Here is an 8,376-nt window from a genome sequence, read left to right as displayed (position 1 = left end):
CACTAACTCTCCAGGACCCCCTTCAACTCCCACGGGCCAGTCTCCTGCCCACAAACGAGTTTCGTATTCTTTCACCCCTTGGGTGTGAAGAAACTGCCATTGTTTTTGGGCTTCTAGAAATGTTGGTGGTAAGTCTAATAGAGGAATAAAGGGTTGCGCCCATTCCAGAATCGGTAGAGAGAGTACCTTTAACCAATCGCTGCTATCTGTATCTCCCCAAGGATAGGTAATTTCCATAGCGCTTTTTTAGACTAGGAACAGACAAGTTGACGAAAACGGTGATAAATCTCTCTTCCTGTGGGAAAAGAGGTTTGGCTCTAGTAGACTTGGGTTGGTATGCCAAAAGACCGGGCAAGGGCTACCAAGATACCAATGAGAACTAATCCGATGACTTTGGGAATCCAGAGGATACCATCCCGTAAAAAGACTCCCGCCTGTCGAGCCCATTCCGGGATACTAAATCTGTGTCTGTCTGGTTTTTGGGGTGCTTTTTTCCTGAGATACTCCGTAATTAGATCCCAGTCGCCATGAGCCTCGTAATAGTCTATGTCATCATTATTACAACGGTTATCCTTTCTCCATTGATCATAGAGATCATTCAATTGCGGTTGTAGAGTATCGGTGTATCGCTGTTTGTGTCCCTCCCATGAGCCATACCCTCGGCGTCTCAGCTCCTCGACAGCCTGGGGACCCTGCTCTTTAGCTTCGTAAAGCCCATGTCGGTCTCGTCGCATATCCTGAAAGCGAAAGTCCATTTCTTGAGCTATTTCTACCATGGCTTCCAACAGGTCAAAGCAGGGATCTCCTCCTGGAGGGCGGAGCGCGGGATTTAGGACATGAAGGGTTTCATTCTGGTTAGATTGGCTCCAGCTAGTCCCTTTCTCATGTGGCTGTCTGGCTTTGATCTGAGCTGGTTGCTTTTGTTTTTGTTGGTGCAATGGCTGCCGTTGGTGAATAGCTCCTGCCTCTAAGAATATCCGGTCAACCTCTTTCCCATCTGCGGTTGATTGCTCTTGCTGTTGGGAAGTACAATCAGCACATTGCGGTTGAATCGAGTTTTCTGGCGAGACTCCAGATGCTATTCTTGCCTGCGGATTCAATGTGTGTGGCGTCAGGGGGGGAATTCTCTGTGTGACGATATCAGCAACGAAAATCCTTCTGGATTCGGACTCAGGTGGCACCGTTGGCTGTTCTGCCTCTTGCTGACCTTTGGCTTCCAGACTTCGCATTACATTCGCTGCTAGTCTATCTGCCGATTCTCTGGAATACTCCCCTATCGCCTGTGGCTGGGAATATTTTTGGTTTGGCTTGGGTTGACTCGAAAAATGCCCGAATTTAGAAGGACTCTTACCCTTTTTCTGTGCCGTTGGAGGAATCCAGGATGAATTTTTCTTTTGTAAGGGTTCATACATAATACCGCCTCAGTTGCCTGATTATTGACTGCGTCCAAGCCTATTTGCTCAAAAACTCTAGGTAATTTCGTCACCAGCCAATGTCTACCAGCTTTTGCAAACATCTGTAAGCTAGTTTACCAGAACATTTTGAGATTTTGCTGAATTATAAATTACAGCGTTTTCAGACTCAATGCGATACAGCTAGACCCAGTAAGATCCCACAAGTACGGCTACAACAGCTTGTTTGGGCGGGGGAGTTGCAGATTCCGTTTACAACTGGGCTATTGTTGGGGATTGATGAGATAAGTGAGGATTGGTGGGAAACCTTGGATGCGATCGCCCAGCTTCCAATTGAATAACGAATTTATGTCTGAACTTGAAACTGTCTTAGAATTAAACCATTGCCCATTGCCTATTTCCTATTCCCTCTCCCCACCGCAAGACTTCCAACACCAGAGCCTACTTACATTTATATTTCTGACTCTGATCCTTTCTGAGATAAGAGGGTTTCAATATGAGAAAAGCATAGGGGTTCTTTCTCCGGAAAATTGATAGTAATATCCACAGAACCTCCCAAAGCAGCAACCACTCCTACGAGCGTATTGAGTGTAATATTTTCTCGTCCTTCCAGTTGGGAAATGTAGGGCTGTTTTACATCAAGTCGCTTGGCTAATTCTTCTTGTGAAATGCCTGCGATTTCTCGAAGAGTACGGAGAATTTTTAGTTTTTCTCTGATTTTGTTGGCTCCATCATTAATACGTGCTTTAGCTTCGGTAGAGAAGTTATTTCTTACTTCTTTGTACGTTTTATAAGTTGTCATATTAGTTCACCTCCTTGGGTTTCTTCTAAGTATTCTCTAAACCGCCGCTCTGCTATTGGAATGTTTTTCTCATACCAGCGTTTATCTCCAGATTTATTGCCACCAAGCAAAAGAACTGCTTGCCTTTTCGGGTCAAAAGCAAAAAGAATCCTGTACGGTTCACCAGCGTGTTGAACACGTAGCTCTTTCATGTTTGGAAGCGATGAATCTTTAATGGTATCAACGTAGGGTCTACCAAGACTTGCTCCCTGCTCTTCAAGAATATCAAGCACCATAGCAATGGATTCCTGTATCCCATCGTTTTGTTCCAAGAACCATTCGTAAAATTCTGCGTGAAATATTATTTCCCATAACATATAACATAAATGTAGTATATAATATATATGTTATGTCAGTCAATAGCTAGTCGCTACTCCCTAGCTAAAACTATAGGGTGCGTGCCTGCGATCAAGTGCAGCTTATAGTGGTGTCAGGTTGAGAGTTGGGAGAAAATGGAAATTAGCGCTTCTCGAATTATTACCTATAGTCCCGCTTACACGCTGGTTCCAACCTACGAATGCTTTAACCGTTGTAGCTACTGTAATTTTCGCACTGATCCGGGTCAAAGTTCATGGTTGACTCTAACTGAGGCTGATCATCTCTTAAAACAGCTTCAATCCCAGGGAATTTGTGAAATTCTTATTCTCAGTGGTGAAGTGCATCCCCATTCACCACGGCGTCAAGCGTGGTTCCAGCGGATTTATGATCTATGTGAACTTGCCCTATCAATGGGATTTCTACCCCATACTAATGGTGGACCCTTGCAGTTTGAGGAGATGCGATCGCTAAAATCGGTGAATGTGTCGATGGGGTTAATGCTGGAACAGATAACGCCACAACTCCAGCACACCGTTCACCGTCATGCTCCCAGTAAGATACCACAGGTACGGCTACAACAGCTTGTTTGGGCGGGGAAATTGCAGATTCCGTTTACAACCGGGCTATTGTTGGGTATTGGTGAGACAACCGTTGACTGGTGGGAAACCTTGGATGCGATCGCGCAGCTTCATACTCAGTATGGTCACATCCAAGAAGTGATTTTACAACCCCATAGTCCCGGTGATCAACAATATTGGCAAGCCCCCGCATTTGATCCGCAACAGTTACCCCAAGTCATAGCCAAAGCCCGTCAAATTTTACCCGCCGATATCACCCTGCAAATTCCGCCCAATTTAATCTCAGATGATCAATGGTTACTCGCTTGTTTAGACGCAGGGGCGAGGGATTTGGGAGGAATTGGACCCAAAGACGAAGTAAATCCTGATTATCCCCATCCTCAAATTCAGCGACTACGAAATATCCTCGAACCAGCCGGATGGCATCTTGTTCCCCGCTTACCCGTTTATCCGCAGTATAATGATTGGTTGTCCCCACGATTACAACAAGCCGTTTTGAATATAAGATTTAATGACATCCAACGGGTAAGCGATGTCCTAATTGACAAATGACAAATGACAAATGACAAATGACAAATGACAAATGACAAATGACAAATGACAAATGACAAATTGATGTCTGAACTTGAAACCGCCTTAGAATTTGTCCGAAACGTTGAACGGAAAAACCCTGATAAATCAGCCTATCAAATTGCCAATATCCTGCGCGGCTATACCCGGAAAAACTATACAACCCGCTTATGGAGTACCGCCACAGGTTATCATCAAGACTATATTGAAGGAGAATTTCAAGGAAAACTCAATGGGGATGTCTTGTTAAGTGGAGAAACCACAGACTTTGGTCATTTTCTCGCCTCCCTGTCTGACCAAATTAATCAACCAGGCGTTCAATGGTCAGATTTAACCCAATGGACAGCGGATCATACGGCGTGGGCGGGTGATATTGGTTCAGCAATTATTGTTTATCGGACGCAATATGAAACCCTCGCTGTCAAAAGCTTATCTGAAGCCTTAACTCGCTTTGCTAGAGATTCCGACTATACGGCTGATGTGGCAGCTTGTGTTATCGGATATCTGATTAATTCGGGTCGCTATCAATCGGTTTCTCAAGGAATTGCTGACTATAATTCGACAGCCTATTCCCAGCAGGTGAAAAGATTTATTCAGCAGCGTTTTGGCGGAATATTTCAAGGAAATCAACTCAAAAACCCAGCGGCTGTTGAAGCAAAAATGGCTCAAGTTGTCTTTTTATTCGTGCGCTTATCGAATGCTCCAGATATTGTGGCATCAATGAAGGAGTTTTGGCAATCTCCGGATCAATTGAAATTAAGTAATATTGTACAACCGCAACGGACTGATATTCTAGCCGGGACGTTACATTTTCTGGCTCACTTGGTTAAATTTGGCGGTTTGGAACCCTTGATATTTAAACCCTATCGCGTGCCAAGAACTAAATGGCTGGGTAGTCTTAATCAGGTAACAGTGAATGGAAGCATAAGTAAGTAGGTGGACACAATTAAAGTTAGCGGTGGAGATTAGGGAACACCTCGGCTTCGCTCGGTGTGTCACAGGGAACAGGGAACAGCTATATCGGTGGGAAGGGCGGGTTTTGTTGAGAGGTTATCGGTGGATATTTAAATTGAGTCCCTAAACCCGCCCCTACAAATTATTTTCGTTAACTTTTAAAAATAAAACTCTATAGGTTGCCCATAAAATTGCTAAACTACAACTATCTTAAAATAATCCCGAATGGAATGGTTGAAAAATGACCTCAATGAAATGTCCTAAATGTCAAGGAAACCTGGAACCTGTAGTTTATGCTGATGTTGAAGTAGACCGATGCGCTGATTGTCATGGCATTTGGTTTGATTCTCAAGAAGCTCAAACTCTCAAGACAATCGAGGGTTCGGAAGCAATTGATACGGGTGATCCCAAAATCGGCAGTAAATTTAATGCCATTGAAGATATTAATTGCCCGAAATGCAAAGCAAAAATGACCAAAATGGTTGACCTAAAACAGTCCCATATTTGGTACGAAAAATGCCCAATCTGTTATGGTATCTGGTTTGATGCTGGGGAATTTAAGGATTATAAACAGGAAGATATTCAGGACATCTTCAAAGGAATCTTTAGTGGCGAACGACGCTGATCAGTCCTGATCAGCATTTCCGGACTGCTGGGAGTCATTGGGGTTATCGATCATTGGCGAATCATCAAAATAATGACGTTAAGTAGATAGACCAAATCAACATAAAGTAGCTTGGCGGGTTTTGAAGGCTGAATCATCAGGACAGCTAACTGTTGCTCCAACCCGCCTATAAAATTGCTGTGATGCTTTTTTTCGTCTACCTACTTAAAATAGCCTTTACGTTATCTGCTACCTTATCTGCATCTGCACTAAATGTCTTCCGACTTATCAATGCTATTGCTAGGCGAAGCATCATATAAAGCATCAAGCTGGGTGCGGGCGTCTTCAACCGTCATTGATTTCATTACCAGCAGTGGTTCACTTGTTGGATTCCCGGTATCATCCAACAGTTCTGGATGGGGGACGCGAGTATTGCTAGAACTAGACGCTGCAAATGAAGCCTTTCCCGCAGGTGCGTAATGCCGTTGAGCATCTATACTCAAACTCAGTAAGCTGCGAATCAAATTCCCGATCGCAAGAAATGCAATAACGGTAAAGGCAATTATGTAGAGTAGGTGTAACATGGCATCATCCTCCAGACTAAACCGTTGATCTGTTAATCGATTATCTTAGGGTGGTCTTTGAAATTACGTTTTTATCTGTAATCCGTTTAGCTTATCAAACCTGGGCGGAAATTTGATCACTCTCTCGGCTCAATATTGACATTTCCGGAAATCTCCGACTCGGGTTCTCCCGATTTCAATGAGCGCCAGCGCATCCCGACTTGCCAACATTCGTTGACTAACCGATGCCATGGCACTAATGTAGCGGGTTCAATCCCCACTTGACCATCCGTTGCTTGAAACAATGTTACCGCCGCATTCACTTCCCGTTGGGCTGTTTTGACTCGCTCGAGTAAATCCCTCTGCTGCTGTCGGCTTAAAAAGCTGATCTCCTCGGATTCGAGTAACGAATGCGATCGCGAAAACCAATATTGAAAATCATCCAAAAGTGGCTGTAGTATCGACTTGAGCAGGTCTTGCTCGTGGGGCTGAGACTGAGGCATGAATCTTAAGCGCTAATTCATCTGTTAATTTATCTTAACGCTAGTTACAATTCTTTACAATACGCAATCAACTCGGCAACCTGCATTGAACGAAGAAGGTGAGTATCATGGAATGGAGAAAAGGAACCAGGGAAACCGTATAACTGCTTTCAACCTCAACTCAATGGCACAGTCACCCATGTCCAACGTAGAAGCCCCCCAAAAACCCGAAAAAATCCATTTGCCTCGGACCAGTGAATCCGAGAGCCTGAAAAAAATCCGTCATACCGTCTCTCACGTCATGGCAATGGCGGTGCAGAAGCTGTTTCCGGGGACACAGGTGACGATTGGTCCGTGGATTGAGAATGGCTTTTATTACGACTTCGCCAAACCCGAACCCTTTACCGAGCAAGACTTAAAAGCCATCAAAAAAGAGATGGTGAAAATCCTCAAGCGTAAACTCCCCCTAATTCGGGAAGAAGTCAGTCGTGAGGAAGCCGAACGCCGGATCAAAGAACTCGGTGAACCCTACAAACTAGAAATCCTCCAGGATTTAGAAGACCCAATCACGCTATACCACCTCGGAGAAGATTGGTGGGACTTGTGCGCTGGTCCCCATGTAGAAACCACAGCAGACATTCATCCCAAAGCCATTGACCTAGAAAGTGTCGCGGGTGCTTACTGGCGCGGCGATGCAAATAAGGCACAACTTCAGCGAATTTACGGCACCGCCTGGGAGACGCCGGAACAACTAACTGAATATAAGCGGCGCAAACAAGAAGCCCTCAAGCGTGATCATCGCAAGCTGGGCAAAGACCTAGGACTGTTTATTTTATCCGACCCCGTAGGACCCGGTTTGCCCTTGTGGACACCCAAAGGGACAATCCTGCGGAGTACCTTAGAAGACTTCCTCAAACAGGAGCAAATTAAGCGCGGGTATCAGCCTGTCGTTACCCCGCATATTGGTCGCGTGGAGTTGTTTAAGACTTCGGGACACTGGCAGAAATATAAAGAAGACTTGTTCCCAATGATGGGAGAGTCAGAAGCCGAGGGCTTTGTCCTCAAAGCCATGAACTGCCCGTTTCATGTACAAATTTATAAGCATGAACTACGTTCCTACCGAGATTTGCCCATGCGCCTCGCGGAGTTTGGCACGGTTTATCGGTATGAACAATCTGGGGAACTAGGCGGATTAACGCGAGTTCGCGGCTTTACCCAAGATGATGCCCATCTATTTGTCACCCCGGAACAACTGGATGATGAGTTCTTGCGAGTGGTTGATTTAACCCTATCCGTGTTTAACACTCTAGGGCTGCAAGATTTTAAAGCCCGTTTAAGTTTCCGTGACCCCAGCCAAGACAAATATATTGGGTCAGATGAGGCGTGGAATAAGTCAGAAAACGCCATTCGTCGGGCAGTCGAAACCTTGGGAATGGGGCATTTTGAAGGGATTGGTGAAGCCGCGTTTTATGGTCCGAAGCTGGATTTCATGTTCCATGATGCCCTCGATCGCGAGTGGCAATTGGGGACAGTACAGGTGGACTATAACTTGCCAGAGCGATTTAACTTAGAGTATGTGGCAGAAGATGGGACACGCCAGCGCCCCGTGATGATTCACCGTGCGCCCTTTGGCTCATTGGAACGGTTAATTGGGATTTTGATTGAGGAGTATGCGGGAGACTTCCCTTTCTGGTTGGCTCCCCTGCAGGCGCGACTGTTACCCGTAAGTGATGAACAGTTACCCTTTGCCAAGGATGTGGCGCAGAAGATGCGCCTGTTAGGAGTTCGCGTCGAAGTCGATACCAGTGGCGATCGCTTACCGAAGATGATCCGCAATGGCGAGAAGGCAAAAATTCCCGTAATGGCGGTTGTCGGGGCGAAGGAGGTTGAGTCGAATAGTCTTAGTGTGCGGACTCGCATCGCTGGGAAGCAATCCCAAGACTTAGGGGCGATTCCCGTGGCACAGGTATTGGAACGCATGGAGAGTGCGATCGCCAACCGCCAGAATTTTTAGGTGTTGTTGTCACCCTCCTTTTTAAATGTAGAGACGTTGC

At 45.5% G+C, this 8,376-nt stretch carries 10 protein-coding genes and 1 pseudogene; 5 read left to right on the top strand and 6 right to left on the bottom strand.

What is annotated here, in order from left to right:
- Together RIC07_RS38240 and RIC07_RS38235 are read right to left on the bottom strand one after the other, a co-directional pair.
- The coding region (locus RIC07_RS38240) for a hypothetical protein (RefSeq protein ID WP_446399075.1) at positions 1–237 on the bottom strand (237 nt) is incomplete at its 3' end.
- Positions 238–317: 80 nt separating this feature from the next.
- Positions 318–1,412, bottom strand: coding sequence for a hypothetical protein (locus RIC07_RS38235; RefSeq protein ID WP_446399074.1), 1,095 nt, complete (start codon positions 1,410–1,412; stop codon positions 318–320).
- A gap of 188 nt (positions 1,413–1,600) precedes the next feature.
- Here RIC07_RS38235 and RIC07_RS38230 point away from each other — a divergent pair.
- Positions 1,601–1,741: pseudogene (locus tag RIC07_RS38230) on the top strand (7,8-didemethyl-8-hydroxy-5-deazariboflavin synthase subunit CofG); the annotation flags it as partial.
- Positions 1,742–1,863: 122 nt separating this feature from the next.
- Here the strand turns inward: RIC07_RS38230 and RIC07_RS38225 are convergent.
- Entirely contained in the window at positions 1,864–2,214 is a 351-nt protein-coding gene (locus RIC07_RS38225) for a helix-turn-helix domain-containing protein (RefSeq protein WP_446399073.1), read from the bottom strand.
- Positions 2,211–2,570 carry a type II toxin-antitoxin system RelE/ParE family toxin gene (locus RIC07_RS38220; RefSeq protein ID WP_446399072.1) on the bottom strand — a complete coding sequence of 120 codons (360 nt, stop codon included), beginning with the start codon at positions 2,568–2,570 and terminating at the stop codon, positions 2,211–2,213. The genes RIC07_RS38225 and RIC07_RS38220 overlap by 4 nt, the downstream gene beginning before the upstream one ends.
- A gap of 135 nt (positions 2,571–2,705) precedes the next feature.
- On the opposite strand from RIC07_RS38220, the gene cofG reads away from it, so the two are divergent.
- The 3 genes from cofG (at position 2,706) to RIC07_RS38205 (ending at position 5,298) form a co-directional block, all read left to right on the top strand.
- Positions 2,706–3,701, top strand: a complete 996-nt coding sequence (gene cofG, locus RIC07_RS38215) for a 7,8-didemethyl-8-hydroxy-5-deazariboflavin synthase subunit CofG (RefSeq protein WP_446399071.1) — start codon at positions 2,706–2,708, stop codon at positions 3,699–3,701.
- A 45-nt stretch (positions 3,702–3,746) separates the two neighbouring features.
- On the top strand, positions 3,747–4,655 hold the full coding sequence (locus tag RIC07_RS38210; protein WP_446399070.1) for a hypothetical protein: 909 nt from the start codon (positions 3,747–3,749) through the stop codon (positions 4,653–4,655).
- Between the two features lie 268 nt (positions 4,656–4,923).
- Positions 4,924–5,298 (top strand): TFIIB-type zinc ribbon-containing protein, encoded by a 375-nt coding sequence (locus tag RIC07_RS38205; RefSeq protein WP_446399069.1) that lies wholly within the window; start codon positions 4,924–4,926, stop codon positions 5,296–5,298.
- 248 nt (positions 5,299–5,546) lie between these two features.
- Here the strand turns inward: RIC07_RS38205 and RIC07_RS38200 are convergent, their stop codons facing one another.
- Both RIC07_RS38200 and RIC07_RS38195 read right to left on the bottom strand, forming a co-directional pair.
- The gene (locus tag RIC07_RS38200) at positions 5,547–5,861 is read right to left on the bottom strand and encodes a DUF2973 domain-containing protein (RefSeq protein ID WP_446399068.1); all 315 of its coding nucleotides are present in this window, start codon (positions 5,859–5,861) and stop codon (positions 5,547–5,549) included.
- 116 nt (positions 5,862–5,977) lie between these two features.
- Complete coding sequence (locus RIC07_RS38195) at positions 5,978–6,343, bottom strand: DUF2605 domain-containing protein (protein WP_446399067.1); 366 nt, start codon at positions 6,341–6,343, stop codon at positions 5,978–5,980.
- 163 nt (positions 6,344–6,506) lie between these two features.
- Here RIC07_RS38195 and thrS point away from each other — a divergent pair, with 163 nt between their 5' ends.
- The gene (gene thrS, locus RIC07_RS38190; protein WP_446399066.1) at positions 6,507–8,336 is read left to right on the top strand and encodes a threonine--tRNA ligase; all 1,830 of its coding nucleotides are present in this window, start codon (positions 6,507–6,509) and stop codon (positions 8,334–8,336) included.
- Positions 8,337–8,376 lie beyond the last annotated feature (40 nt).

Source organism: Coleofasciculus sp. E1-EBD-02 (genome assembly GCF_040218245.1).
Lineage (GTDB): Bacteria > Cyanobacteriota > Cyanobacteriia > Cyanobacteriales > Coleofasciculaceae > Coleofasciculus.
The sequence above is the reverse complement of the archived record's forward strand: the minus strand, read 5'-3'. Positions and strand labels throughout refer to the sequence as shown.

What these genes read in the sequence shown, in the direction of transcription:
- RIC07_RS38235 (WP_446399074.1), bottom strand. Translation starts at nt 1,412, where the DNA reads ATGTATGAACCCTTACAAAAGAAAAATTCATCCTGGATTCCTCCAACG.
- RIC07_RS38225 (WP_446399073.1), bottom strand. Translation starts at nt 2,214, where the DNA reads ATGACAACTTATAAAACGTACAAAGAAGTAAGAAATAACTTCTCTACC.
- RIC07_RS38220 (WP_446399072.1), bottom strand. Translation starts at nt 2,570, where the DNA reads ATGTTATGGGAAATAATATTTCACGCAGAATTTTACGAATGGTTCTTG.
- cofG (WP_446399071.1), top strand. Translation starts at nt 2,706, where the DNA reads ATGGAAATTAGCGCTTCTCGAATTATTACCTATAGTCCCGCTTACACG.
- RIC07_RS38210 (WP_446399070.1), top strand. Translation starts at nt 3,747, where the DNA reads ATGACAAATGACAAATTGATGTCTGAACTTGAAACCGCCTTAGAATTT.
- RIC07_RS38205 (WP_446399069.1), top strand. Translation starts at nt 4,924, where the DNA reads ATGAAATGTCCTAAATGTCAAGGAAACCTGGAACCTGTAGTTTATGCT.
- RIC07_RS38200 (WP_446399068.1), bottom strand. Translation starts at nt 5,861, where the DNA reads ATGTTACACCTACTCTACATAATTGCCTTTACCGTTATTGCATTTCTT.
- RIC07_RS38195 (WP_446399067.1), bottom strand. Translation starts at nt 6,343, where the DNA reads ATGCCTCAGTCTCAGCCCCACGAGCAAGACCTGCTCAAGTCGATACTA.
- thrS (WP_446399066.1), top strand. Translation starts at nt 6,507, where the DNA reads ATGGCACAGTCACCCATGTCCAACGTAGAAGCCCCCCAAAAACCCGAA.